This window comes from Candidatus Peregrinibacteria bacterium, from assembly GCA_016699145.1.
Classification (GTDB): Bacteria; Patescibacteriota; Gracilibacteria; order UBA1369; family 2-02-FULL-48-14.
Genome location: CP064962.1, coordinates 1,140,424 through 1,166,687, shown reverse-complemented (window position 1 = coordinate 1,166,687; position 26,264 = coordinate 1,140,424). Strand labels below are relative to the sequence as shown.

Genomic DNA, 26,264 nt, shown 5'->3' with positions numbered 1-26,264 from the left:
GAGCGGCAGTATATGCGGTTCATGCAGGGATTTAAGATGGATAGGCTACTAGAGCTCAAGTACATCTCCAAAAGAAGGCACTAGCACCTCCTTGATCCCGTTGTGGAGCATGGCGGCTTTGAGATCTTCGCATGCTTGATCTTCCCCATGCACGAGGATGAGTTTTTTGAGATTTTTGACCTTTTTGGCGTAGTCAAGCAAGTCGCTACGATCGGCATGGGCACTGTAAGCATTCATGATTTTGATTTCCATGCGCACTTCGTGAGGCTTTCCAAAAATATTCACCGGATTCATTTTTTCAATGAGTTTACGTCCGAGTGTGTTTTGCGCTTGAAAGCCGACAATCACAAGCGTGTTCCGATGATCTTCAATGGAGTTTTTAAGGTGGTGCAAAATGCGTCCGTGTTCACACATTCCAGAAGAAGAAACGATGACGCAGGGCCCGTTGTGATTGTTGAGGGCCTTGGATTCTTCCACAGATTCGATGTAACGAAGTTCTTCAAAAGCAAAGGGATCTTGCTTGTCGTCCAGGAAAACTTTTTGAGTGTCTTCGTCGAGACATCCCAGATGTTTGCGGAAAACGGCCGTCACATTCACCGAGAGTGGCGAGTCCACATAAATGGGCAATTTAGGAATCGCTCCTTCGTCCATCAATTTATGAAGGGAGTAAACCACTTCTTGGGTACGACCGAGTGAAAAAGCGGGAATGAGGATTTTCCCTCCACGGGCAGCAGTTGTTTTCACTATTTCCGCCAATCTGCTTTCAGCTTGCAGTATGGATTCGTGCAGGCGATTTCCATAAGTGGATTCCATGAGGAGATAGTCCACGGATTCCAATTGATAAGGGTCTTTGATGAGCGGCATGTTTTGGCGGCCCAAATCTCCGGTGAAGGCTAGGGTTTTGCTTTGGCCATCTGCTTGGTCTTTCACCAGAATGGTGGTGATGGCGGAACCGAGTATGTGTCCGGCTTCATGAAAAGTCACTTGAATGTCATCTGTTGCAAAAGGCTTCCAAACGGCAGAATAATCCATGCTTTGTACGAGGGGCAGTGTTTCATTCACGTCTTTGACGGTGTAGAGCGGTTCCAGAAGTTCTTCCCCGATTTTTTTCTTTTTTTCATTCAAATATTCCACTTCTTTTTCTTGGATGAACGCAGAGTCCATGAGCATGTATTTGAGCAAATCTTCGGTGGCTTTGGTGCAATAAATGGGTCCGTTGAAACCTTGCTTAACCAAGTTGGGAAGATTGCCGGAGTGGTCGATGTGGGCGTGGGATACAATTACGGCATCTACGGTTTTGGGATCGAAACCAAAATTTTTATTTTTTTCTTTTTCATCTTGGCGGCGTCCTTGAAACATTCCACAATCGAGTAAGATGCGTTTGCCGTTCACTTCCAAAAGATGTCTGGAACCCGTCACTTCGCGATCGGCACCGTAGAAAGAAAGTTTCATTGTTTTGAGTTTAAAATATTCCTTAAAGTATAGCAGTTTTTTCTGTTTTTCGCAATTCACTCACTGGGGCTGACTTGCGGGAGTCGGCTCCCCTTGCTTGACCAAATCCACCGGCACTTCGACAGGCGTGAGTGTGAAGCCACCTTCCTCATTCTTTAAAATTTTAAGACCGAGTACCAATCCCTTTTGCGTTTCGGTGGACCAATATTGATCGAAGACGAAATTGCCGAGAGAGTAGTAAATGTGTTTGTCCTTGTAAAGCTCGCTGTTTTGCACGACATGAGGGTGGTGACCCCAAATGAAATCTGCACCCGCATCGACGAATTGATGGGCTTTATTCACCACGGATTCGCGAGCGGTGGCTTCGTATTCAAAGCCCCAATGAATGGCCACAATGAGCACATCCACTTGCGTATCCACCTCTTGGATTTTTCGAACAGCGGCAGGTATGTCCAATTTGATGACTGCATCGTTGAGGCCCAAAAAGCCGAGTTTGATGCCATTCAATTCATAGCTCAGAAAACTGAAGTCCCCGTTGAGGGTGTCGGGATGACCGAAGGAGTCGAGGCCGCCTGCAGCGAGGTATTCATGGGTTTTTTGTGGGCCGTCTTTGCCCATGTCCAGCGTGTGGTTGTTGGCCAAAGTGAAGGTGGTGAATCCTGCGTTTTTGAGTTGTTCGACGACACTGGGTTTGAAGTTGAAAATCATCGCTGTGCCGTCGTTCACGTAGTTGGAATCGGTGATGGGTCCTTCCAGATTTCCGAGCACAAGGTCGAGCTGCGAGGTGGCCAATTGTGTTTCCACCGCGTCGATGATTTTGGGCATGAAGGTGAAGGGGAAAAGATCGTTGGCAGGATCGGTGTCGGCGATGGCGCGGCCGCGTAAGGTGGCGATGTAACGGTCGAGCATGATGTCTCCGGTCATGAGCAAGTTGATCTCGGGCACAGGTTCTTTTTGGGGCCAAATTTCAGAAAGCAAAGAGGCTCTGCCCCCTTCCATGTGCGGAAAGTGGGCGGCAGTGGTGATCGAGAAAATCAGGGCAAAGAGCAGGGTCGACGGCCAGAGAACTTGGCGAAGGGTGGAGGGTTTGAGCTTCATGAAAACGGCTTCATTTGTGATATTTTTTGCCGGCAAGAATGGTGAAGGCGCGGTAGACTTGCTCCTTTAAAAATACGCGAATCATTTCGTGAGTGAAAGTCATTTTGGAAAAAGAGAGGCGCTGATGAGCGGCAGCGAGCAAATCGGGATGAAGGCCATGCGAACCCCCGATGAGAAATTGAATTTTTCCGGGCCCAAAGTCGCGAATTTTAGCGAGGCATTGTGCAAAGTCTTCGCTGGTGAGCTGAGTGCCACGTTCATCCAGGGCGATTAAAAAAGCGTTTGTGTCGATTTTGGGTAGAAAATTTTTGAGTTCTTCCTCTTGCACAGCGGTCCGCTCGTCCCTTTTAGACGCAGGAAGCGTGAGCGTTTCTAGCTTGGCAAAGGCTTGGAGACGTTTTTCGTATTCGGCTTCAAGAGCACGAATGTGGGCATCTTTGGTGGGAGAGATGAGGAGGATTTGAATTCGCATCGTCTCTAGTCTAAGCCTAAGTAGGCGTTTCTACCATCGGATATCACTCGGAGCTTGGCTTCCCCTTTTGGCCCTCATCCATTATATTGTGCCCCTATGAAACCCAAAAAAAATCAGGAATTGGAGTTGAAAGTGGATTCGCTGGTCTATGGTGGCGAAGGCATTGGAACGGTGGATGGATTCAAGGTTTTTGTGCCGAATGTGGCGCCGGGGGATGAGGCGCTCGTGCAGATTCGTCGGGTGAAATCGCATTATGCAGAGGGCTTTGTGAAAGAATTGAAAAAGCCCAGCCCGCTGCGCATTGAAGCACGTTGTAAGCATTTTGGTGTGTGTGGCGGTTGCAAGTGGCAGTTTTTGGATTATGCGGAGCAGTGCCGTGTGAAGGAGCAGCAAGTGAAAGATGCCCTCGTGCGAATCGGGGGACTGAACAGCGATTTGGTAAAGCCGCTTGTGCCGAATGCATCCCCGTGGTTTTATCGAAATAAGTTGGAATTTTCTTTTGGAATTGGGGGAAATGGCGAAACGGAATTGGGTTTTTATCCGCCGGGTTACCATTATGAAGTCTTTGATTTGGAAGAATGTTTTTTACAATCGGAATGGGTGGTTTCTGTCGTGCAAAAAGTGCGTGCTTTTGTGAAGTACCATGCGATTCCTGTTTACAATTCACACACTCATGAAGGGCTCTTGAAAACCCTGACTGTTCGGGAGGGGAAAAACACTGGCGAGCGGATGATCATTTTGACGACTTCGACCGGACTTTTTGAAAAAAAAGATGCTTTCATTGAGCTTTTTGCGGACGATCCCACCGTGACGTCTTTGTATTGGAACAGTGTGTATCAAATTCCAGGGCAGCCCACATGGGTGGAAGAGAATTTACTGACCGGCAAAGCAGCGCTCACTGAAGTTTTGGAATTGGAAAATGGTACAAAGCTGGAGTTCGATATTTTGCCTCAAGCGTTCTTTCAAACGAACACGCTTCAGGCGCAAAAACTGTATTCCCTTGCGATGGAACTTGCCGGTTTAACAGGTGAAGAAATTGTTTATGATTTGTATTGTGGCACGGGAACCATCGGACTTTTTGTGCACACAAAGCCAGGCGCGTATTCGGAGTAGAAATGAATGAAGCGGCGGTGGAAAGTGCACGCAGCAATGCGGCTCGCAACGGCATACAAAATGTGAGTTTTTATTTGGGCAGTGTGGAAGAACGTCTCAGTGAACTTTCGGGATTGGGGCCGGATGCTCAGCCCGATGTGGTGATTGTAGACCCTCCTCGCGCGGGGCTTGGAGAAAAAGTGGTGGCTGATTGCGTGGCTTTTGCGGCTCCTAAAATCGTCTATGTTTCTTGCAACCCCACGACCTTGGCACGCGACCTCAAACAGTTTGCAGAAATGGGCTATGAGACGAAGTCTGTGCAGCCCGTGGATATGTTTCCGCAAACACATCACGTGGAGTGTGTGAGCGTGCTTTTAAAAAATCCGTTATGAAATGGAAAAAACGTTTTGAATGGGTGAGTTTGGGCGTCTTATGGATGATTTTACTCCTGCTGACCCTGCCCTATTTTGACGTAAAACTCAGGCTGTATTTTGGATATCCTTTAGTCAATCCTTTTCAAAATGAAGGCGATTTTTATGATCCCATCAAAGGTCACACGGGCATCGATATAGCCATGCCGCTCAATACGCCTCTTGCGATGCCGGTGCCCCTTCGCGCAGTGGATATTCGCGTACAAAATGAAATGGGCAATTGCCTTTATGTGGAAGATGCGTGGGGCAACATTTTGGTTTTCGCCCATTTAAATGCCATACTCCCCGAAGTGGGTACGATGATCAAAGCGGATGAAGTTTTTGCTCACAGCGGAAATACCGGCACAGCCACCCGAGGCCCTCACTTGCATTTTGAAATCATTGCTCAAGAAGCCGAGATCGGTCATGAAATAATGACCCGCACTTTGGGGAATTACAGTGGGTATAATATCGATCCGGTGTCCTATTTTTCTTTGCTCCCTAACGTTGACGCAGCTCTTTGAATTCTGCGTGAGGAAGTTCTTTCTTTAAAAGAGGCAGCATGGCTTCGATGGCGCTGCGTTTGTCTGAAAGCACCAGGCGCTCCCCTTCTGTGGTGAGGAAATGTAGGTTCATTTGATAAGTATTCATTCCATTGATGTAAACGATGGACAGCACTTCTACGGTTTGTATGCGATGGGCTTCATTTTGCAGCAGTTTTAAAAGCGGATGTGGACGAAAAGTGAGCAGCGCGAGTTTGATGATCAGGGCCAAAAGACCGAGGGCGAAGAGCCCTCCTAAAATTTGTGTGAGCAGCGTGCGAGCTGGGTCTGTAAAAATGCCGGCCAAAAGAATTCCTTCAAACAAAATCAAGACCCCCAGTACGATGATAAAATTGCGGTTTGTGCGTTTTTGAGAGTCTAAAATTTTATCGCGAAGTTCAGCATTCATAAAGGCGGGTGAGTGGTTAAAGTTTGGAGCCACGTGAGAGCTTCTTTGCGATCTTTGAACTCGTGACTGAGTTGTTTTTCCATGGCCTCTCTCAAAATTTCTCCCACGCGAGGACCGGGTTTTAAATGGAGTTTTTCCATCACTTCTTCCCCCGTAAGAAAAGGTTCGGGCAAGGCTGGGAAACGGCGCAAGCAATCGTCGTAAGCAGCTTTGACTTGATTGTAAAGATGCAGGCTCGCAGGCAGCGTGCCCATGGCATCCGCATAAAAGAGTTGCATGAGACTGGGAAAGCGCTCATCCAAAAACCATTGGCGCTGCTTGCCGATGGGCATGTCTAACAGTTGATGCATCATGAAGTGGTGGCGAATCACCCAGGTGACATGCTCAATGTCGCGGCGAGCAAATTTGAGGCGGCGTAAAATGCGCTCTGCAATTTCGGCAGAAACTTCAGCGTGGCCATCCGTACGAATGCGCTCTGCAATTTTAAAAGTTTCGGGCTTGCCAATGTCGTGCAAAATCACAGCCCAATGATCGAGCAGTGTGGCATTTTGTGGCAAGGCGTCTAGGCTGCGCATGAGATGCGTCCACACGTCCCCTTCATGGTGATATTTTGGGGGTTGAGGCATGCCTTTGCAGGCTTCCAATTCGGGCAGCACATGAGGCAAAACTCCGGTGTCTTGCATGTCTTCAAAAGCGATGGGTGCGCGTCGGGCCATGATGATTTTATTCAGTTCATCCCGCACTCTTTCCCAACTGACTTTGTCGGCGAGCGGTGCATGTTTTTTAAGTGCGGCATAGGTGTCGGGATGGTATTGAAAACCCAAAGTGTTTTTGAAACGAATGGCGCGGAGGATGCGCAAATGATCTTCTAAAATGCGTTCGTGCGGCGCCCCAATGAAGCGGATGAGTTTGTTGCCGATGTCGTCTTGGCCTCCAATGAAATCGTGAATTTCTTCGGCAATGGGATCGTAAAATAAAGCGTTGATGGTGAAGTCCCGGCGTTTGGCATCGTCTTCGGCGTGGCTGAATAAAATGGCGTCGGGGCGGCGACCATCGCTGTAACCGCTGTCGCTGCGAAAAGTGGCGATTTCAAACGAGTGTCCTTCTTCGTTCACATGAATCACTCCAAAGGCCTTGCCCACGGGATAAGTGTCTGCAAAAAGCTTTTCAATTTGATCCGGCAGAGCGCTCGTTGCAATGTCGATGTCTTTGGGCTCACGTTCCATGATCATGTCTCGCACACAGCCCCCGGCAAAGTAAGCCTTAAAGCCGGCTTTTTGGAGAGTGGCGACGATTTGGGTGGCGGTTTTGAGCATGTGAGCTGTTCGTCTTCAATCATAACACCCTATTTCATCCTTACAATAATAGCTTTCGTTGATGTGCAGATTTTCTTTTTGCTGTATAAGCAAACTATGCTCCTCCTTTCTATTGAAAGTTCGTGTGATGAAACGTCCGTTGCCCTTGTGGAAAATGGACGGCGCGTGCTTGCGAATGAAATTGCCTCTCAAATTGCCAAGCATGTGGAAACGGGAGGGGTGGTGCCTGAAGTGGCTGCACGTGAACACATGACGGCGATTTTGCCGGTGCTGCGTCTGGCCATGGAAAAAGCGAATGTGACGTGGAAAGCAATCGATGCCGTGGCGGTGACCAAAGAGCCGGGACTCATCGGATCGCTAGTGGTGGGACGCATGACGGCTGCTGCCCTTGCCTTTGCCCAAAACAAGCCGCTGCTAGAAGTGAATCACATTCATGGACACCTTTATGCGCCTTGGCTCTACCCTGCAGAAGATTCCGGCAAACCTGTACTGGCCCCTTCTGAGCCTCAATTCCCTATTCTGGTTTTGACCGTTTCGGGAGGGCACAATGAACTGGTGCTCATGCGAGGTCATGGTGACTTTGAACTGCTGGCGGAAAGCATCGATGATGCCGCCGGTGAAGCTTTTGACAAAATCGCACGTTTGTTGGGCTTGGGCTACCCTGGGGGGCCGGCCATTGAAGAACGAGCGCGGCTTGGGAATCCAAAGGCTTTCGACTTCCCCATTGCTTTACGAAAAGAAAAGAATTTCAGTTTTTCGGGCTTAAAGACTTCTGTTTTTTATCGGCTCAAAGAAAATGAAGCGCAGCTTTCAGATGAGGCTTTTGTGAACGATGTGGCGGCTTCTTTTCAAGAGGCCGTGGTGCAAGCTCTGGTGGAAAAATTGATGCGAGCGGTGCGCGAATATGCTCCTAAAGAGGTCCATTTGACCGGAGGTGTTTCCGCGAATCGGTTTTTGCGAGGGCGTATTGAAGAAGAACTCAGCCGTTTGCGCGATGCACCTCTATTCCGTTGGCCCACCAAAATGGAATATTGCACGGACAATGCGGCGATGATTGGGGCTGCAGCGTATTTCTCTTCACAAAAAGAATTGCCCCTTGCTCTAACCTGAAAAGAGGGTATGATTGAGGGCAATTGTGGTTTTAATCTTTTTATCTCTTTCTTATGTCCGATGAGCTCGCCGCCTCCGCAGGAGCTTCTGATAAGTTTCAGAAGATGCAAACTCCTACGGGTATTCACGACATCCTTCCTAAGGATCATGAATATTTCACGTTCATTAAAAAAGTGGCTAGGCATCGTTTCCGTCAGGCGGGTTTTCGCCGCGTCACGACTCCAGTTTTGGAGCACACGGAAGTTTTTCAACGCGGAGTGGGAACGGACACCGACATTGTTTCTAAAGAAATGTACACCTTTGAAGATCGCAGCGGACGCAGTCTGACGCTCAAACCCGAGGGTACGGCTGGGGCTGTGCGGGCCTATATTCAACACGGCATGCGCGAATGGCCTCAACCGGTAGAACTCTATTACATTGAACCTCATTTCCGTTATGACCGCCCTCAAAAAGGGCGTTATCGCATGTTTTGGCAAATTGGAGCTGAGGTGATTGGAGAGAGTGATCCGGCTTTGGATGTGCAATGCATTTTCTTGGCTTATAAAATGTTTAAAGACTTGGGAATTGACAAAAAGATCAGTTTGCAAATCAACAACATCGGTTCTCAAAAAAGCCGGGAAAAATACAAAGACGCTCTTTTGAATTATTATGCAGGTAAAGAACGCAGTTTATGTGAAGATTGTCAGCGTCGTCTGACAAGCAATCCTCTTCGACTTTTGGATTGTAAAGTGGAAGATTGTCGTATTTTAGCACAAATGGCTCCGCAGTTTGCAGATTATCGCACTCCTGAAGATGCCACTTTTCACAGTTTAGTGAAGGAGTTTTTGGATGAACTCGGCATTCAATACAACGAAAATCCTCAATTGGTGCGCGGTTTGGATTACTACACTCAAACGGTGTTTGAATTTTGGGACAGCGAAGTGGGGGCTCAAAATGCTGTGGGGGGTGGAGGACGTTACGACGGACTTGTGGAACTCATGGGTGGACCCGAAACTCCAGCAGTGGGTTTTGCTTTGGGCATCGAACGACTCATCAATCAAATGAAAGCCAACAATGTCAAAGTGCCTTCCAAAGACGAAGTGCATATTTTTGTGGCTCAACTCGGGGACGAAGCCAAAAAGAAGGCGTTGCGACTCATCGATGAACTGCGTGAGGCTGGAATACGTACTGTCGGAGCGCTTGGAAAGGGCAGCATGAAGGCTCAACTGCGTTTGGCGGATAAGTTTGCGGTCCCTTATTGCTTGATTTTAGGAGCTACGGAAGTGAGAGAGGGCGTGGTGATCATTCGCGATATGGCCAAGGGGCAGCAGCGTTCCGTGCCCATGAGCGAGGCCGTGAAAGAAGTGGTTCAACTGATTGGTAAGGAAAATTTGGACACTTACAGTCCTGGGGAGATTTCGTTTTAGGGGATCAAGTCCACCGTTTTTTGACCTGAGCCCAAAAACCAGGATATTCCTCATTGATTACTTTCTGGACATCGCTTCCCTCTGAGGTCAAAACTCCCTTGTACCCTCTTCTATTTAGTGTACCTACGGAAGATCCTTTTAGACTTACATTGGCTGAACTATTCTGCATATCCATGAATCCCACATGACTGTCCTCTATATCGAGTGTGCCGTTAAAACCACGGATAGAAATCCCGGTTGTTTTTGTACCCCATAACCGAACATTCCCAATATTCGCACCATCTAAATTTATTCTTCCTGCAACAGTTCCTTTCAAAACCACATTATTGAAGTTACAGTTATTTAAGTTTAACCCTCCAGGGAAGAAAGGGGATTGAAGATTAAGAGCTGCTGCCGTTTGTTCTTGTGGCAGAGACCAACCATTTCCCAAATAAGCAAGCGATTCCAACGCATCCTTCACTTGCTCTGGCTCAAGACCCACGCTCTTTACCTCAGTGATTCTTGACCATATTCCCGCAATGAATAGGCTTATTTCCAATCTTTTATCGTAGCCTACATAAAGCAGTAATTTTTTAAAATCTTCTTCTGAAAAATTTGTGGGGAGGATTTCTACTGCTGTTCTCATCATGCCATCAAAATCCTTCTTAACTTGTTCCCAATCAGGTAATTGTGGTTGAACGCGAGCCATGGGTATGAGAAAATAATATTAGCTTTTGTTTTACCATTAATATGAAGATTCGTCAATCCCTCCTCGCCGCTGTGGTTTTGAGTTTTGTTTCAGCTCCCCTTTCTTATGCGGATTTTTCGGATGTGAGTGCTTCAAATACGCATTATGCTGCCATCACGAGTCTGGTGGAACAAGACATTTTGCAGGGGTATAGCGATGGCACTTTTAAACCTGATCAAGAAGTGAATCGGGCGGAGGCGCTTAAAATGTTTTTGATGGGCATGGGCGTGGCTCCTCAGACGGGAGTGGAGCTGAATTTCAGCGACGTGGAAAGTGACGCTTGGTATGCGGAATGGGTGGGCAGTGCTGTACAAGAAGGCATTGTGAGCGGTTATTCCGATGGCACTTTTAAACCGGAGCAAAGTGTGAATCGGGCGGAAGCCATGAAAATGCTGACTTTGGCGGCGGGACTTACGGCGAGTTCCCCGAATTCCTCTCCTTTTTTGGATGTGAGCACGGATGTTTGGTTTGCGAGTTACGCAGCTTTGGCTAAAGAAAAAAATGTGATCACTCCTCAAACGGATGGACTATGGCATGGGGAGGCCGCTTTGAGTCGAGCGGAAATTGCCGAGATGGTGTATAGACTGCAAGTGTCGAATGCGGAGGGCAGACCTTATGACGAAGCGCGCCATTGGCTACGCGTGGACTTCCCTACCGTCAATATCACCTTAAAAGTGCCTTTTGAATGGGGTTACAAACAAGAAGGAGTGGGGGCTGTTTTTTTGCTGGATTCCGCCCATGGACAGGTGAGTTTGCTCACTCCTTATGAAAATGGCGGCAGCTTGCTGATGACTCGTTATGCCAATCATGAAGGACAAAGTGCCGAAGAGCTTTTCGATTCCGTTGCTTTGAATTCCAGTTGGCCCACGCGTCGAACAGAAGTGAGCGGCCATGAGGCATTGATTGTGGAGCATGAGGACGGCTTGTTTTATAAAGAATGGTACGTTTATTTGCCCAATGAAACCTTGGTGAATTTGGTCGCTTTGCGTGGAGATGGAGCTTATGGGCCTTATTTGGAAGCTCATATGGAGGCCATGGTCATGAGTTTGGAATACAGCACTTCGGGGGCCACGAATCAAACTTTGGACGAAATTGTGGAGGATTTGCGAGCGGCCATTCAAGTGGATGGCGTGGGTATGGACATGATGGCCCTACTTTCAGATTGGGAACTCTTTGAAACAGATAGCATCGGCGTCGGTACCGGGCCTGTGGATTATTACTATTCCCCCAGCGCCCAACTCACGATAAAATATGAGCGTTCCTACGATGTCCTTTTGGACATTCGTGACGGAAAAACTTCTGCTTTTTAACTCCTTTTATGAAAAACCTATTGATGCTTTCTACGCTGGTTTTGCTGCTCAGTGGCTGCTCTTCTGAGGCCCCTGTGGAAGATGAAAATGATCTTATGGAAATGATGGATGAAGAAAATCCAAGTGTCCCAGATGACGAGAATGCCGAGCCCAGTGAAGAACCTTATTCCAGTGGCCCCACTGAAATTCCTTCTGACTTAGTTCCCAACGATGAGCAGTGACTTTGATGCCGCTTCTTTGGCTTTACACCGTGAGCATAAAGGTAAATTGGGCGTTTATGCCAAAGTGCCTGTGAAGAATAAACAGGATTTGAGCACCGCTTACACTCCTGGAGTGGGCGCTGTTTCTTTGGCTTTGGCTGAAAATGCTGAGCGCATGTATGAACTCAGTCCCAAGGGCAATACGGTGGCCGTAGTGAGCGATGGAAGTGCGGTTCTAGGCTTGGGAAACATTGGAAGTGCGGGGGCTTACCCGGTGATGGAAGGCAAGGCTCTGCTCTTTAAAACTTTTGCGGATGTGGATGCGTATCCCATTGTGGTTAAAACTCAAAATGTGGATGAAATTGTGGAACTGGTTTGCAATATTGCCGATGGATTTGGTGGGATCAATTTGGAGGATATTTCCGCGCCTCGCTGTTTTGAAATTGAAGAAAAATTGAAGGCGCGTTTGAAGATCCCTGTTTTTCATGACGATCAACATGGCACGGCCATTGTGGTTTTGGCGGGGCTCATCAATGCCTTGAAAGTGGTTGAAAAAAACGAGGACATTTCGATTGTTGTGAACGGGGCGGGAGCGGCGGGTATTGCTATCACCGATTTGCTTTTGGAATATGGTTTTACAAATATTGTGCTCGTCGACACTCAAGGAGCTCTTGTGGAGGGCCGCAAAGGAATGAACTCCGCAAAGGAAGCCATGGCTCGTCGTAGCAATCCTCATAAAAAAAGCGGCGCTTTGACCGAAGTGATGGTGGGGGCGGATGTGCTCATTGGTGTGTCTAAGGCGGGTTTGGTGAGCTCTGAAATGGTGCACAGCATGGCTGAAAAAGCCATCGTATTTGCCATGGCGAATCCCGTGCCGGAAATCACAGAAGAAGAGGCTCGGGCAGCAGGGGCCCTGATCACGGCCACAGGCCGAAGTGATTCCACCAATCAATTGAACAATGTTTTGGTTTTTCCTGGAATTTTTCGGGGTGCTTTGGATGCTCGCATTCACAGTTTCACCAATGCCATGTTTTTGCGTGCGGCAGAAGCCTTGGCAAGCTTGGTGAAAGACCCTCACCCTGAAAAAATCATCCCCAGCCCTTTTGAGGAGGGGGTGGCTGAAAAAATTGCCCAAGCCATTCAACTTTAACTCATGGCTCGACACAGTCATTTTGCCAATATTAAGCGACAAAAAGCGCTGACCGATGGAGTGCGTGGAAAGGCATTCACCATGCATGCTCGTTTGATTGCGATTGCAGCGCGAGCGGGGGGTGACCCCGATATGAATTCCAATCTGCGTGCGGCCATTGATCGAGCTAAAGAAGACAATGTGCCGAATGCCAATATTGAACGTGCTATTAAAAAAGGTACGGGTGAAGATAAGGAAGGAGCCGCGTTTGAAGAAGCCACTTATGAAGGTTTCGGACCCGAAGGCTGTGCCATTTTGATCGATACTGTGACCGACAATACCAATCGAGCTTTTGCCAATTTGCGCACCGCCCTCACAAAGAATGGGGGCAACATAGGTTCCTCGGGCAGTGTTTCTTGGAAGTTTGAAAAAAAAGCTTTTTTCCGTGTGAATACCGGGGGCAAAACCGGCGATGATATTGAGCTCGAACTCATTGATGCGGGTGCGGACGATTTAGCCGAAGCCGATGAAGCTTTTGAAGTTTATGCCCCAGTGGAACAATTGGGCAAGGTGCGTAAAGCTTTGGAAGATAAGGGATTCAAGGTTGAAAAAGCTGAACTGTTGTGGAAGCCCAAAGACATTGTGATGATTCACGATTTAGAAACAGCTCGAAAAATTCTGGCTCTCATTGACGTCTTGGAAGCTGATGAAGATGTGTCTAAAGTGACCACCAACGTGGACTTTGACGATTCCATTGCTGCGCAAATTTAAGCTTGCTTCATTTGATCGAGCACATCTTCGACTGTAGCGGTTTGAGGGTCGGGGCGAAGCTGTCCATCCTTGTCTTGGAAGAAGCGCGTGCTGGCCTCTTTAAGAAAATCTCCGCTTGGAGTTGGCGCTGTATTTTGTCGTGCACGAAAATCTTTGAGTAGTAAATCTTCACCCCCAACAGAAGGGTTGGGAATGCTGGTTTGAGGATGCGCCACCAGGCCCGGGAAGAGGCGACCTGCGTTGACATCCAGCTTGGGCAGCAGATGTTTTGCCACTTGTTTTTTGGCTTCCTCGATGGCTTCTTGCAAACTCATGTTGCGCAGACGGAATCCGGCGGCTTTTTTGTGCCCTCCTCCATTCATGTTTTTTGCGATTTCACTCACGTCTGCCAGTTGGCCCGGAGCTCGCATGCTTCCTGAAACGTAGCCAGGTTCTTTTTCTTTCAAAAGGAAAACCACTTCCGCACCTGGAGCGCTGGTCATGAGTTCATCGATGATTCCTCCATTGTCGTCGGAAGCAGCGCCCGTGTCTGCTAGGTCCTGCAAAGTGATGGTGGAATAAACCAGTCGCAAGCTGGGTTCATAGACGATTTTAGAAAGCACTCGTCCCCAAAGTTTCAAAGAAGCCAGGCTTTTTGTCTTGTAAATGTGTTTGATGATTTCTTGCTGACGAGCTCCTCGGTCCAAGAGATCTGCGGCCACTTCAAAGGCTTCGGGAGTGGTGTTGGAATGTTGGAAAGAGCCAGTGTCGGTGACGATTCCCACGAGTAAGAGAGTGGCTACGTCTTCATCAATGAGTTCCATGCCCAACTCTTTTTCAAAGTCCAAAATGATGGGCGTGATCATTTGAGTGGTGGCTGCAAAGCCGTATTCCAAATAATTGTGGCTGCCAAATTTTCCATTGGAAGCGTGGTGATCGATGTTGAGCAGCGGTGTTTTTTTAAAGAGATCTTGATGCAGCTCATAAAGTTTTCCCAATTGCACCAAGTCGCCCGTGTCTACCGTAACGATCAAATCAAAGTCTGGGGTTTCGGTGATGAATTGCACATCTTTGGAGGAAAATTTTCCACTTTTGGGCGTGAGAATGATGTTGAGACGACCATTGGCCACTTCATATTTCAGATGATCCACTTCCCCTTCCCCTGTTCCAATGGAAATCACAAAGTCGCGTGTTGCGGCAAGTTCAGATTGGATTTGGCTCACATAAGGCAAAAAATTGAGCACAGCGGGCATTTTGTCATAAGAGACCACGCTCACTTCTTTTCCCATTTTTCGAAGCACACTCATGAGCGCGAGCGAACTTCCCACGCTGTCTCCATCTAGGGGTGACGACGGGGCAAGCAGTATTTTTTGCGCGCCGCGCAGCAGTTCTTTAGCCTGTTCTTTATTGATGAGGTTCATTGGGGGTATTCATGTAATTTTACAATTTTCTCCTATTTTTGTCAAGCTCCTTGGCCCTGCAAAAAGATAAGCTGTTATTTTAGCTCATCTCTAGCATCCTCGCAAGGGCTTAACGAGCCTCCACTAGCCGGATTTGTAGGCTCTTTTGTCCTCGCCATTCTCTTTCTTCCAAATGCACCGCCCATTCTTTGCTTTGGCTTAAAATTTCGCTTTCACCTGCACGATGGAACGCAATGCCTTCAAAGCATTCCTTGCCTTTTTTAAGGGTGAATTTAAGGTGAGGGCTGCCTTCTTTTAAAGGACTCAAGTCACGCAATTCAAAGTCGGTGAGTAGAAAAAGTGGCTCTGGATTGCCCACTCCAAAGGGAGCAAAACTTTGAATTTTTTCGATGCTTTCGAGGGTTAAATCGCTGTCTTCCAACTTCAGATCCAGTTTGAGTTCGGCTTGTAGTGGAGTGTTTTGGAACTGCTCAGCGGCGTGATTTTGTAAATGCTGCACAAAAGCTGGATAATTTTCTTTTTTAAGATGAAAGCCGGCGGCCAGTTCATGTCCTCCTAATTTTTCAAGGAAGGCTTCCGCTTGTTTCAAGGCTTCCACGGCGTGAAAACCAGGCAGCGAACGGGCCGAACCTGTGAGTGTTTCCCCTTGATCTTCCAGAATGAAGGCGGGTTTTCCATATTTTTCTTGTAGCCGTCCTGCAATGAGGCCCACCAATCCACTGGACCAACCCTTGCCTGCTGCCATCAATAGCGGAGCATTCAAGTCCAAAACGGCTTCTGCTTCCGCTTGCATAGAGAGCATCAGGTCCTGTCTTTGTTTATTGAAGCCTTCTAACTTTGTGGCTTTTTGATGCGCTTCCAATCCTTCTGCCAAGAGGGTTTGAAGAGTCCATCGCGGATCGTCCATGCGCCCGGCCGCGTTGAGGCGAGGTCCAATTTGAAAGCCAATAGTGTGAGTGGTGAATTTTTGTTTTTCCCAGGCACCGGCATTCATGAGCAAGGCACGCAAACCTTCCCAGCGCGTGTTTATCATTTGTTCCAGACCCAATTTAACCAAAGTACGATTTTCCCCGACCAAAGGCACGCAATCGGCTACGGTGCCTAGGCTGGCCAAGTCTGTGAGGTAGGGAATCCAGTCTTCGTTGTGCGTTTTTGTGAGCAAGGCACTGGCGAGTTTGAAGGCCACGCCACTTCCTGAAAGTTCTTTGAAGGGGTAATTTTTTTCCACGTGCGGATGCAAGATCGCAAAGGCTTTTGGCAACTGTAAAGGGGTGCTGTGGTGATCGGTGAGGATCACATCCATGCCTAAGTTTTGAGCTTGTTCCACTTCGGCCACGCATGAGATGCCCAAATCCACCGTGATGAGCACTTTCACTTTTTGCTGCGCGAGTTCCTCCACATAATGAGCGTGCAAACCGTAGCCTTCTTTGCGACGATGAGGCACTCGATAAGAAAGTTCCGCCCCAGCATGCGCAGCGTGTGGATGAGCAAGGCCGCTCCACTGGTTCCATCCACATCGTAGTCGCCATAAACCACGATGCGTTCTCGCGCGTGGATGGCTTTTTGTAAACGTTCAACGGCCTTTTCCATGTCTTGAAAAAGGAAGGGATCGTGCAAGTCTGAGATTTTAGCACTGGAAAAAAAGACGCCCGGATTTTCAATTTCACGCGCTTTCATCAAAGCGGTCCACAGCGATTCATTGGGGTTGCGATTGTGGTGCAAGATCCATTTTTTTTTGATAGCATTCATTTGGTTTTTGTGAGTTCTAAAAATTCTTCCGGTGGAATCCAATAAATGTCTTCCTCTTTGCGGAACCAAGTGAGCTGGCGTTTGGCAAAATTGCGAGTGTTTTGTTTGAGCTCTTCTTTGCATTCTTTCAAAGGTTTTTCACCGCGCAAGTAAGGGAAATATTCTTTATAAAATGCTTGTGATCGTTCACTGTAGCCTTCACTCAATAGAGTTTTGAGTTCGTTCAGCAGGCCTTTTTCAATTTGCTCATTGACGCGTTTGTCGATGCGTTCGTATAAAACTTCGCGAGGCCAATCGATGGCCATTTTGAAGACATTGTAGAGGCGTTTGGCCTTGCCCACCTGCTTGGGTTTTTGAGTCACAAGCACAATCTCGAGGGCACGCGCTACGTAACGCACGTTGTTGGGATGAATTTTGCTGGCGGAAACGGGATCGAGCTGCGTGAGTATTTCGTAGAGCCGCTCTTTGCCTCCTTTTGTAAATTCGGCTTCGAGTTCTGCTCGAATTTTTGGGTCTGGCGGCGCAACGGGCAGGTCATAATTGTCCACTACGCTGCTTATGTAGAGACCGGTTCCTCCGCAAATGAGAGGCACCTTGCCTTTTGCTAAAATTTCTTGAATCGCATGAGTGGCTTCCCTTTTGAAATCCGCCATGGTGAAAGATTGATCGGGGTCGCGAATGTCGATGAGGTGGTGTTTGACACGTTGGCGCTCGGCTGGGCTGACTTTGTCCGAACCGATGTCCAGCTTGCGATACACCTGTGCTGAGTCGGCGGAGATGATTTCTGCGTTGAATTCTTCGGCGATTTTGAGGCTGAGCGCGGTTTTCCCACTGGCGGTGGGCCCACAGATCACGAGGAGCGGTATCTCTCCACCCTCTTTAGTGCTCTTGAAGAAGAGCTTTAAATGATGCATCAGGTCGGTCATGGGCCTATTGTATGGGTGAGCGGCTTTTGTTACAATGGAATGGACAAGTTCTACGGGTAGGAACCATCCTAAAATAAAGAGCTCCATAATGGAGCTCTTTATTTTGTCTACTCGGGTGGTGGACCTCAGGGGAGTTGAACCCCTCCCGTTAAAATGACAAATTCTACGGGGGAGCCGTCCGAGGCCCTCATCCCGAGTGAGCTGACTTTAGACCAAAGACCTGAATAAAATTCTGAAATTTTCATTAAAAACGCATTAAGTTTTCCTGACTTACAGAAAGCTGAAAGGCTTTTTGTGCAAAATTTGTAGAAAAGGTATAAAAGTTGGCACTAAAAAAAGCCTCGCATAGTCGAGGCTTTTTAATGTTTAGTGATGAAGTTTAGAGAACTTTGAAGGTTTTCAAGACATCAGCAAGTTCAGCCACATAGCTTTCTACTCCGCTAGGATCTTGAGTGGAGTCATAAGCCCATACGTAGTCCCCTTCCTCTTCAAGAACGGTGGGTTTGGGTCCGTCTGCTGCTTGAACTTCAGCCCACTCTGCTTTGGTGAAGCGAGTGATGGCAAAAATATCGATTCCGGCTTCACTTTTCACGTAAACCGTTTGAGTGGCTCCAAAGGCCCAAGTGGTTTCTTGCACGGTGCTGGTCACTTCCCATGTTTCAGGAAGAGTGAGTTCAAAGCCCAGTTCCTCAGAAGTGAAAGTCTGGCTGGTCTCTTCAGGTGTTGGAGTTTCGGCGGGCTCTGGAAGTATGGGGTCCGTGACGGGTGCTTCAGAGTTGCATCCTGCTAAAACCAATAAAGTGGCAAGGGCGAGAAAAAGTGTTTTTTTCATAAAAGAAAAGAGTTAAAAGGGGAAATACTAGCATTTCATGGTGAGCGCTTCAGGCATGTGGGCTTTGAGCACTCCCGTGAGGAAATTCCAAAGAGCTTCGGAAGCTTCTTTTGTTGAGGCTTCTGCTTCTGTTTTTTCTTCCTCAGAAAGGTCGGCATCTTTGAGCATGTCCCACCAAACGTTGGCGTGCTTGATGTCGATGCTGCCGTGCACAGCAAAGAATTCGTGAGTGCGTTCATCGGTGATGCCGTAGTTGGCAATCAAACCTTCGAGTTTTTTGGCAGCGATGGCTGGGATTTGAGACTCGTAAGCGGCCAGGGCAGCGGCTCCAATAAGGTAGTTTTTAGAGCAAAGACGAGTGAAAGTTTCGATGGCTGCCAGGGTTTCAGGAAGAGGAGTGCTGTTTTTCATGGCCTGTCGAGTGGCTCCGATACCTTCCCCGAAGCGCAACCACAGTTCGCGGTGATTTTTGGCACCAGCTGTTTCGTCGTTGAAATTGTCCAAAATGGCGACCCGAGCAACTTCGCTGTCACAAGTCATGAGCATGGCCGAAAGAAAGTTGGGGAAATTCCGTTCCAAGTGATAGTACTGTTCGGCATACTTTTGCATCACTTCAATAGGGAGAGTCCCTTCTGTCCACATCTGGTAAAATGCATGTTTAAGAAGGTGCTTCTCATCAATGTGAGTGAGGAGCTTAGCTTGGAAATCCATGGCTACAGGGGTTATTGCCCTCCATTCTTAACACGAGTTCGGTTTGCCTGCAAATATTTTGCTATTTTAGGCCTTGGCGGAGCCTTTTAAGTGGGGCCTTATGCGTGAAACGTAGACCGTGTAGTCACTCTTTTTTTGCTTGGCGTAATGAGCGCGGCGCTCTTCCAGGGGGAGGTCATAAACGGCCTTACAATCGAGACTGCAAGAGCCATTCCAGGTTTCGGCACAGGAAGGGCATTGAAGGAAAAGCAAGTTGCAGGCGGCATTTTTGCAATTCACATAAGAGTCCCAGGGAGTTTCACATTGGTCACAATTCGAGAGAATTTCGTTGGTGGCACGTTCGGCGATGCGTTCATCAAAGACGTAGTTTTGGCCATGGAAGCGAACCGGCAAGTTCTTTTGGCGCACATGCTGCATGTAAGTGATGATGCCTCCGCGCAGTTGGTTCACATCTTTAAAACCGTGGTGTTTCAAGTACGCGCTGGCTTTTTCGCAGCGGATGCCTCCCGTGCAATACATGATGACTTTTTTGTCTTCTTGGCCTTTGAGGGCGTCGAGCACCAGAGGAAGCTCTTCTTTAAACGTGTTGCTGTCGGGGCAAAGTGCTTTTTCAAAGCGGCCGATTTTACTTTCATAAAAGTTGCGCATGTCGACCACGACGGTTTCTTCTTTGTCGAGAGCTTCATTGAATTCTTCAGGAGTGAGGTGATTGCCCACATTGCTGAGGTCGAAGCTGCCCTCAGGCAAGCCGTCGGCGACGATTTGTTTTTTGACCTTGAGAGTGAGCTTGTAAAAGGACTCGCTTTGTTCGAGACCGATGTTGAGGTACATCTCTGCAAATTCGAGGTGACTGTCGAGATTTTTCTTGAACGCTTGCAAATGGTGTTCGGGCACACTGAGTTGGGCATTTATTCCTTCGCGAGCCAGATAGATCCTTCCTAAAACTCCAAGGGCGCTCCATTCTCGAAAAAGTTGGTCGCGCAGTTCTTTGGGATGCTGAATTTTCACATAACGGTAGAAGGACAGCGTCACGCGAGGAAAATTTTCTGCAGCGAGTTGTTTCAAACAAGTGGCTTTGTCGTAAATGTTTCGGAGGTGGGGTTTTTTAAGTTTTTTCATTTCAAATCTCAGAAATCTGCTGGGATTTTAGAGGCTATCTCAAAAAAAGGGAAGAGCAAGAACGCAGAGGATTTTAAGCTGAAAGAGCTGAAGACGAAGGAGGCTTAGCAGAGCTAAGTCGACCGAGGATGAAGCTCTTGTAAGCAAAATAATCCAGTTCTTGCCTTTAGGAGTGGGGAGGACGCGCACGAAGTCAGTGCCGTCCTAAACACTCTGGTCTTTTTTTGAGATAGCCTCTAGGTAAAAAAGGCCTTTGTGTAAAGTGAGATCGTTCCGCTACACTGAGGCAAAATCCCCCACGCATGAAACTCAAATGGATCAAACTTGAAGGCTTCCGTAATTATTATGACTTAGAATTGGAACTCAAGAGTCCCATCACGGCTCTTGTGGGACTGAATGCTCAAGGGAAAACCAATCTTTTGGAGAGCATCGCTTTTCTTGCACTGGGCAAATCTTTTCGGGCCAGTCGCAGCCTTGAAACCCTGCATTGGGACCGTTCGCACGGGCGCATCAAGGGCTGCATTGAAGAAGAGGGCAAAGAAGTGGAATTGGAGGTGTATATGCAACGTGAACCGGAGACTAAAAAAGTGAAAAAGGCTGAAAAATGGACGCTCCCCAAGCATTTTTTGGGCAGTTTGCGCATTGTGCTTTTCACTCCTGATGATCTGGATCTTGTGAGTGGAAGTCCAGCTTTGCGTCGTCAATTTTTGGATCGCCTTTTGCTGCAACTGAATGGAGGTTATGTGGAAACGTTCAGCCAATATCAACGCATTTTGGATCAACGCAATGCTCTGCTCAAACGCATCCGTGAGGGCCGTGCACAAAACTGGGAACTCGACCTTTGGGATGCGCGTCTTTGCGAAGAAGCCACTCGCCTTTGGGAACGTCGCCACGCTTTTATGGATTTTTTAAAAACACCTCTCCCTAAAGATTATCAACGCATCGCGGGTGGCAAGAAAACACTCAGCTTCTTTTATCAAAATCATCGAGAGCGCTTTGATGAAAAATTAGCGGCAGCTCGGGAGCACGATCTTCGAACGGGGGCCACTTCTGTGGGTCCACACCGCGACGACTTCATTCTTTACTTGGAAGGCCGTTCGCTTCAAGAAACGGGTTCACGCGGAGAATGCCGCAGTGCGGTGCTTGCGCTTAAGATGGCGGAACTTCGCTATATGGAACTTCGTAGCGGTGAAAAACCTTTGCTCTTACTGGACGATGTTTTTTCTGAATTGGATGCCAAACGTCAAGAAAAATTGGGCCATTTGCTTCAAGATTATCAAACCATACTCACCACCACGGCCCTAGAGCATGTGGAAAAACTCAAAAATAAGACCGTTTATACTGTGATGGATGGAAAACTTCTCTTAAGCACGGATTTATGCTATAATTAAGGGATTTCATTGAACCTTAATGCAAGTTTCGCTCTCCATTCTCCTTGCCTGTGTGCCTGCCTTGATCTGGGGTTTCATCTTCTATAAAAAAGATCCGGTTTATCGGCCAAAAGCGTTGCAGACCTTCCTACTGGGGATGACTTCGGTGCTGCCGATTTTGCTTTATAAATGGAGCTGGGACTACTTGCCTGTGGCCAATATTTTCAATTATACCAATGATTTCAAGGCCGATCTTTTTGGCTTTACAGATCATTTGTACTTACCGCTGGGAACTTTGTTTGCCTTCATGTTTGTGGGTGTGATTGAGGAGTACATGAAAAATCTTGTGGTGCGCAAAGCGGATAGAGGTTTTTTTAGAAACATTGATGATGCCATCGAATTTTCCATCATCTCGGCTTTAGGCTTTGCCTTCATCGAAAACATTCTTTATTTTTACTACATTTGGGAATATCAGGGCGTGGATGTATTGCTCGTCTCTTTTGTTTTCCGGGCCCTTTTCTCCACTTTTGCTCACATCCTCTTCTCAGGAATTTATGGCTATTATTATGGGATGGCTTATTTTGCTGACCCGCTTTGGTCTGAGGAAATGCGTAAAAAACGTCGCCCCCTTCTCAATGCTTTTCACACGCTTTTTCATTTCAAGCGAAATCGTGTTTTTGCTACCGAAAAAATCAGCGAAGGGCTTTTCATCGCCGTCCTTTTGCATGGACTGTTCAATATCTTGCTCGAAATGAATCTCACCTTCTTCATGGTGCCTTTCTTGGTGCTGGGTTACAGCACACTGGATCATCTGTTCAAACAGAAAGAAAATCTCAAAGCTCAAGCTTGTTTAGTAGGGGAAAATCGCACAGACTATTTGCATCAGTGGAAGTCCTCTCAAAATTGACTCTTTTCAGGAAATCCCTAAAATGACGGCGACTTCATTATTTTTAATATGGCTCAATCTATCACCGACTTGAAAGTGGGAACCGTTGTGAACATCGACAATGCACCCTACCAAATTCTCACCAACTCCTTCATGCGCACCGCTCAACGTAAGCCGGTGATGCGCACCAAGATGCGCAATCTCATCAACGGCAGCGTGATGGAAAAGACCTTTATCGCCGGAGAAAGTTTTGAAATGGCGGATGTGGCACGCAAGAATGTGCAATACCTCTATAAAGACCAGACCGACGCCTACTTTATGGACATGGACAATTATGAACAATTCACCTTCACCCTCGAATCTCTCGGGGACATGGTGGGTTACCTCCAAGATGGAAAAGAAATGACTGCACTGCTCTACAATGAAAAACCCATTTCTATTCAATTGCCTCCCAAAGTGGTGCTCAAGGTAGTGGAAACCACTCCGGGTGTGCGTGGGGACCGAGCCCAAGCTGGCAGCAAACCTGCCACTGTTGAAACAGGTGCTGTGATCAATGTCCCCCTTTTTATTGAAGAAGGTGACTTGATTCGCATCAACACCGAAACTGGAGAGTACGTGGAACGGGCGAATGATTAGAGGATTAGAAACTCAGCTTTCGGATAAGAGGGGATTTCAGGTTTTCACGCTTGTTCCATCAAGAATAGCATGCTAGACTCTTGGTCACTGTTTTAACCTGTTTCGAATGCAAGCCCAAAAGATTGTCGTGAAAGGTGCACGGATGCACAATTTAAAGAATATTGATGTGGAAATTCCGCGCGACAAGCTCACAGTGATTACGGGTCTTTCGGGTTCTGGAAAGTCGACACTTGCCTTCGACACCATTTATGCGGAAGGACAACGCCGTTATGTGGAATCGCTTTCGACCTACGCCCGTCAGTTTTTGGGCATCATGGATAAGCCCGATGTTGAATCCATTGAAGGATTGTCTCCGGCCATTTCTATTGATCAAAAAACTGCGCCTCGTAACCCTCGTTCGACAGTCGGCACGGTGACCGAAATTTATGATCATTTGCGTCTTTTATTCGCTCGCGTTGGAGTGCCCCATTGCCCCAAATGTGATAAACCCATCGTGCGCCAAACGCCCAGTCAAATCACGGATCATATTTTAGCCATGGATGAGGGCGCCGTGTTTTGCTGCTTGCACCGGTTGTGAATGGCAAAAAAGGCGAACATGAAGCGACTTTGGAAAAAATCAAGAAAGAAGGTTTCGTACGCATCCGCATGGATGGAGAAGTGCACACCGTGAATGAATTGCCTAAACTTGATAAAAACAAAGCTCATTCTATTGAGATTGTGGTGGATCGTTTGGTCGTGAAAAAATTTGAAAATGAGAAAAAAACACTTTCAAATGGAGATGTGATTGAGATTCCGAACCCTGAACGCACTCGAGTTTCAGATTCCATTGAAACCACCCTTCGTCATGGGGAGGGTGTGATGATGATCCTCGACAATGAAACCGGTGAAGTACAGAAATTTTCAGAAAATTTCTCTTGTGAAGATCATCCTGATGTTTGTCTGAGTGAAATTGAACCTCGCAACTTTTCGTTCAACAGTCCGCATGGGGCTTGTGAAGCATGCCACGGGCTGGGAACCAAATTGGAAATCGATGCAGAGCTGGTTTTGCCCAATAAAAAACTCAGCCTTTCGGAAGGAGCGATTTTGCCTTGGGCTCAAACGGCATCTCATCTTTCTTGGTACACCGCCATTTTGGAAGCGGTGAGCAAACGTCATAAATTTTCTTTGGATTTGCCCGTTGAAAAACTCACGGAAAAACAAATCGAACTTGTGCTCTATGGAACCGGCGAAGAACGTTATGAAGTGAAAGTTTCTTCGGGGGATGGCTATTCAAAGGGGGAATTTCAAACCAAGTTTGAAGGGGTAATCCCCAATTTAGAGCGTCGCTTTTTGGAAACCGATTCCGATTACGTACGTACAAAAATTGAGCAATACATGCGCGTTTTGCTTTGCCCAGAGTGTCACGGCAAGCGCCTGAAGCCGGAAATGCTTGCGGTGCGTATTGAAAATAAATCCATTGCCGATGCCACCTCCTTTCCATTGCAGAAGCATATTCTTTTTTTGAAAAATTACACCTCAGTGAGATGCATGCTAAAATCGCCGATCCGATTCTTAAAGAGATCGCTTCTCGCCTTAAATTTTTGGATCATGTGGGTGTTTCTTATTTGACTTTGGACCGTGCCGCCAACACTCTTTCGGGAGGAGAAGCTCAACGCATCCGTTTGGCAACTCAAATTGGTTCTCATTTGGTGGGTGTGCTTTATGTACTGGATGAGCCGTCCATTGGTCTGCATCAGAACGACAATGAAAAACTCATTCAAACCCTTGTGACTTTGCGAGACATTGGCAATACCGTGATTGTCGTGGAACACGATGTGGACACCATGCTTTCGGCGGACTACATTTTGGACATTGGCCCCGGAGCTGGCAAGCACGGAGGACAAGTGGTTGCCGCAGGAACGCCCAAAGAAATCATGGCGAATTCCAATTCGGTGACAGGGCAGTATTTGAGTGGTAAAAAAGAAATTCCTATGCCTAAAGTCAGACGCAAAGGGAATGGGAAGAACCTGGAAATTTTAGGTGCGACGGAACACAATCTGCGCGACGTGGATGTGGAATTGCCTCTTGGAACCTTCATTTGTGTGACGGGTGTTTCGGGCTCTGGAAAATCCACTTTGGTGAATGAAATTCTAGTTAAAAAGGTGACTTCTGTGATCAATCGTAGCAAGGCCATTGCCGGGGCTCATCGCGAAATTCGGGGCATTGAACATTTGGATAAAATCATCAATATCGATCAATCGCCCATCGGTCGCACACCTCGCTCCAACCCTGCGACTTACACCGGGGTCTTCACAGATATTCGTGAACTTTTTGCTCACACTCAAGAAGCGCGTCTGCGTGGGTACAAGGCCGGACGCTTCTCTTTCAACGTGAAAGGAGGTCGTTGTGAAGCTTGCGAAGGGGACGGGGTGAAAAAATTGAGATGCATTTTTTACCGGATGTGTATGTGCCTTGTGAAGTGTGTAAAGGCCGCCGTTACAATCGAGAAGCTTTGGAAATCACCTATCGTGGGAAGAATATTGCCGATGTGCTCGACATGACTTTGGATGAAGCTTTGGAATTCTTTGATGCCATTCCTTCTGTGAAAAATAAATTAGAAACGTTGTCTAAAGTGGGCCTTGGGTATGTGCATTTGGGGCAATCGGCCACCACCCTTTCGGGGGGAGAAGCTCAGCGCATCAAGCTGGCCACGGAATTGTCTCGCCGTTCTACGGGGAAAACTCTTTATATTTTGGATGAACCCACCACCGGTCTACATTTTGACGATGTGCGTCGCCTCGTGGAAGTGCTGCAACAACTTGTGGAAGCCGGGAACACTGTGATCGTGATTGAACACAACCTCGATCTTATTAAATGTGCCGATCACCTCATCGACATGGGGCCCGACGGAGGCAATGGAGGGGGAATGGTTGTAGCTAAAGGCACGCCCGAGCAGGTTTCTAAAAAAGCTGATCTGTCCTACACTGGGAAATGGCTTCAAAAAATGGGGATTTAGGTGTTTTTTTGATGAATTTGATTTGTTTTTGCATGCCTTAAAAAAAGGCTGGTTGCTTTAATAAAACTTAATTAAATATAATTAATTTATATAAAATAGTATAAAATGCTAAAAAATAGATTTAAAATAATAAGACTTAAATAAAAACAGTAAAAATTATGAATTCCATTGCAAAGTGAAATCAAGCACTATAAAG

25 protein-coding genes and 1 pseudogene are annotated in these 26,264 nt (G+C 47.3%); 13 read left to right on the top strand and 13 right to left on the bottom strand.

All coding sequences use genetic code 11. The features are described from left to right. Positions 1–48: 48 nt before the first annotated feature. The 3 genes from IPG41_06390 to IPG41_06380 are packed head-to-tail and all read right to left on the bottom strand — an operon-like array spanning position 49 to position 3,022. On the bottom strand, positions 49–1,452 hold the full coding sequence (locus IPG41_06390; protein ID QQR54784.1) for an MBL fold metallo-hydrolase: 1,404 nt from the start codon (positions 1,450–1,452) through the stop codon (positions 49–51). 60 nt (positions 1,453–1,512) lie between these two features. Beyond that, entirely contained in the window at positions 1,513–2,550 is a 1,038-nt protein-coding gene (locus IPG41_06385) for a CapA family protein (GenBank protein QQR54783.1), read from the bottom strand. A 10-nt stretch (positions 2,551–2,560) separates the two neighbouring features. Further along, a complete protein-coding gene (locus IPG41_06380) occupies positions 2,561–3,022 on the bottom strand; it encodes a 23S rRNA (pseudouridine(1915)-N(3))-methyltransferase RlmH (GenBank protein QQR54782.1) in 462 nt (153 codons plus the stop codon). 96 nt (positions 3,023–3,118) lie between these two features. Here IPG41_06380 and rlmD point away from each other — a divergent pair, with 96 nt between their 5' ends. From rlmD to IPG41_06365, 3 genes are read left to right on the top strand one after another with little or no spacing between them, the layout of a single operon-like run. After that, a complete protein-coding gene (gene rlmD, locus IPG41_06375) occupies positions 3,119–4,135 on the top strand; it encodes a 23S rRNA (uracil(1939)-C(5))-methyltransferase RlmD (protein QQR54781.1) in 1,017 nt (338 codons plus the stop codon). Then, positions 4,075–4,506 carry a class I SAM-dependent RNA methyltransferase gene (locus tag IPG41_06370; protein QQR54780.1) on the top strand — a complete coding sequence of 144 codons (432 nt, stop codon included), beginning with the start codon at positions 4,075–4,077 and terminating at the stop codon, positions 4,504–4,506. Before rlmD ends, IPG41_06370 begins: the two co-directional genes overlap by 61 nt. Further along, the gene (locus tag IPG41_06365; protein QQR54779.1) at positions 4,503–5,048 is read left to right on the top strand and encodes a M23 family metallopeptidase; all 546 of its coding nucleotides are present in this window, start codon (positions 4,503–4,505) and stop codon (positions 5,046–5,048) included. Before IPG41_06370 ends, IPG41_06365 begins: the two co-directional genes overlap by 4 nt. Here IPG41_06365 and IPG41_06360 read toward each other — a convergent pair. Continuing rightward, positions 5,026–5,475, bottom strand: a complete 450-nt coding sequence (locus IPG41_06360; GenBank protein ID QQR54778.1) for a hypothetical protein — start codon at positions 5,473–5,475, stop codon at positions 5,026–5,028. The two genes, IPG41_06365 and IPG41_06360, sit on opposite strands and share 23 nt — an antisense overlap. After that, the gene (locus tag IPG41_06355) at positions 5,472–6,791 is read right to left on the bottom strand and encodes a CCA tRNA nucleotidyltransferase (protein QQR54777.1); all 1,320 of its coding nucleotides are present in this window, start codon (positions 6,789–6,791) and stop codon (positions 5,472–5,474) included. The genes IPG41_06360 and IPG41_06355 overlap by 4 nt, the downstream gene beginning before the upstream one ends. A 96-nt stretch (positions 6,792–6,887) precedes the next feature. Here IPG41_06355 and tsaD point away from each other — a divergent pair, with 96 nt between their 5' ends. After that, positions 6,888–7,901, top strand: coding sequence for a tRNA (adenosine(37)-N6)-threonylcarbamoyltransferase complex transferase subunit TsaD (tsaD, locus tag IPG41_06350; GenBank protein ID QQR54776.1), 1,014 nt, complete (start codon positions 6,888–6,890; stop codon positions 7,899–7,901). 53 nt (positions 7,902–7,954) lie between these two features. Beyond that, the gene (locus IPG41_06345) at positions 7,955–9,307 is read left to right on the top strand and encodes a histidine--tRNA ligase (protein ID QQR54775.1); all 1,353 of its coding nucleotides are present in this window, start codon (positions 7,955–7,957) and stop codon (positions 9,305–9,307) included. A gap of 4 nt (positions 9,308–9,311) precedes the next feature. Here IPG41_06345 and IPG41_06340 read toward each other — a convergent pair whose 3' ends face one another. Then, the gene (locus tag IPG41_06340) at positions 9,312–9,995 is read right to left on the bottom strand and encodes a hypothetical protein (protein ID QQR54774.1); all 684 of its coding nucleotides are present in this window, start codon (positions 9,993–9,995) and stop codon (positions 9,312–9,314) included. A gap of 41 nt (positions 9,996–10,036) precedes the next feature. Between IPG41_06340 and IPG41_06335 the strand changes: the two genes are divergently transcribed. The 4 genes from IPG41_06335 to IPG41_06320 are packed head-to-tail and all read left to right on the top strand — an operon-like array spanning position 10,037 to position 13,444. Then, positions 10,037–11,344: an S-layer homology domain-containing protein gene (locus tag IPG41_06335; protein ID QQR54773.1), complete on the top strand. Its 1,308-nt coding sequence runs from the start codon at positions 10,037–10,039 to the stop codon at positions 11,342–11,344. Between the two features lie 8 nt (positions 11,345–11,352). After that, the gene (locus IPG41_06330) at positions 11,353–11,565 is read left to right on the top strand and encodes a hypothetical protein (protein ID QQR54772.1); all 213 of its coding nucleotides are present in this window, start codon (positions 11,353–11,355) and stop codon (positions 11,563–11,565) included. Continuing rightward, positions 11,555–12,694 (top strand): NADP-dependent malic enzyme, encoded by a 1,140-nt coding sequence (locus tag IPG41_06325; protein ID QQR54771.1) that lies wholly within the window; start codon positions 11,555–11,557, stop codon positions 12,692–12,694. Before IPG41_06330 ends, IPG41_06325 begins: the two co-directional genes overlap by 11 nt. Positions 12,695–12,697: 3 nt before the next feature. Next, the gene (locus tag IPG41_06320; GenBank protein QQR54770.1) at positions 12,698–13,444 is read left to right on the top strand and encodes a YebC/PmpR family DNA-binding transcriptional regulator; all 747 of its coding nucleotides are present in this window, start codon (positions 12,698–12,700) and stop codon (positions 13,442–13,444) included. Here the strand turns inward: IPG41_06320 and IPG41_06315 are convergent. The 7 genes from IPG41_06315 to IPG41_06285 all read right to left on the bottom strand — a co-directional run bounded on the left by IPG41_06315 (position 13,441) and on the right by IPG41_06285 (position 20,181). Continuing rightward, on the bottom strand, positions 13,441–14,844 hold the full coding sequence (locus IPG41_06315; GenBank protein ID QQR54769.1) for a DHH family phosphoesterase: 1,404 nt from the start codon (positions 14,842–14,844) through the stop codon (positions 13,441–13,443). The genes IPG41_06320 and IPG41_06315 overlap by 4 nt on opposite strands. Before the next feature lie 109 nt (positions 14,845–14,953). Next, a complete protein-coding gene (locus IPG41_06310) occupies positions 14,954–16,288 on the bottom strand; it encodes a hypothetical protein (protein ID QQR54768.1) in 1,335 nt (444 codons plus the stop codon). Next, the gene (locus IPG41_06305; protein QQR54767.1) at positions 16,216–16,593 is read right to left on the bottom strand and encodes a hypothetical protein; all 378 of its coding nucleotides are present in this window, start codon (positions 16,591–16,593) and stop codon (positions 16,216–16,218) included. The genes IPG41_06310 and IPG41_06305 overlap by 73 nt, the downstream gene beginning before the upstream one ends. Further along, the gene (gene miaA / locus IPG41_06300; protein QQR54766.1) at positions 16,590–17,606 is read right to left on the bottom strand and encodes a tRNA (adenosine(37)-N6)-dimethylallyltransferase MiaA; all 1,017 of its coding nucleotides are present in this window, start codon (positions 17,604–17,606) and stop codon (positions 16,590–16,592) included. The genes IPG41_06305 and miaA overlap by 4 nt, the downstream gene beginning before the upstream one ends. Before the next feature lie 292 nt (positions 17,607–17,898). Continuing rightward, positions 17,899–18,351, bottom strand: a complete 453-nt coding sequence (locus IPG41_06295) for a hypothetical protein (protein QQR54765.1) — start codon at positions 18,349–18,351, stop codon at positions 17,899–17,901. A gap of 27 nt (positions 18,352–18,378) precedes the next feature. Further along, positions 18,379–19,062 (bottom strand): CADD family putative folate metabolism protein, encoded by a 684-nt coding sequence (locus IPG41_06290; GenBank protein QQR54764.1) that lies wholly within the window; start codon positions 19,060–19,062, stop codon positions 18,379–18,381. A 66-nt stretch (positions 19,063–19,128) separates the two neighbouring features. Then, entirely contained in the window at positions 19,129–20,181 is a 1,053-nt protein-coding gene (locus tag IPG41_06285) for a rhodanese-related sulfurtransferase (protein QQR54763.1), read from the bottom strand. A 302-nt stretch (positions 20,182–20,483) separates the two neighbouring features. Here IPG41_06285 and recF point away from each other — a divergent pair, with 302 nt between their 5' ends. The 4 genes and pseudogenes from recF (at position 20,484) to uvrA (ending at position 26,068) form a co-directional block, all read left to right on the top strand. After that, the gene (recF, locus tag IPG41_06280; GenBank protein ID QQR54762.1) at positions 20,484–21,572 is read left to right on the top strand and encodes a DNA replication/repair protein RecF; all 1,089 of its coding nucleotides are present in this window, start codon (positions 20,484–20,486) and stop codon (positions 21,570–21,572) included. A 19-nt stretch (positions 21,573–21,591) separates the two neighbouring features. Next, positions 21,592–22,458, top strand: coding sequence for a PrsW family intramembrane metalloprotease (locus IPG41_06275; GenBank protein QQR54761.1), 867 nt, complete (start codon positions 21,592–21,594; stop codon positions 22,456–22,458). A 48-nt stretch (positions 22,459–22,506) separates the two neighbouring features. Further along, positions 22,507–23,073 carry an elongation factor P gene (gene efp / locus IPG41_06270; GenBank protein ID QQR54760.1) on the top strand — a complete coding sequence of 189 codons (567 nt, stop codon included), beginning with the start codon at positions 22,507–22,509 and terminating at the stop codon, positions 23,071–23,073. A gap of 106 nt (positions 23,074–23,179) precedes the next feature. Continuing rightward, positions 23,180–26,068 (top strand): annotated as a pseudogene (gene uvrA, locus IPG41_06265) (excinuclease ABC subunit UvrA). Positions 26,069–26,264: the final 196 nt, after the last annotated feature.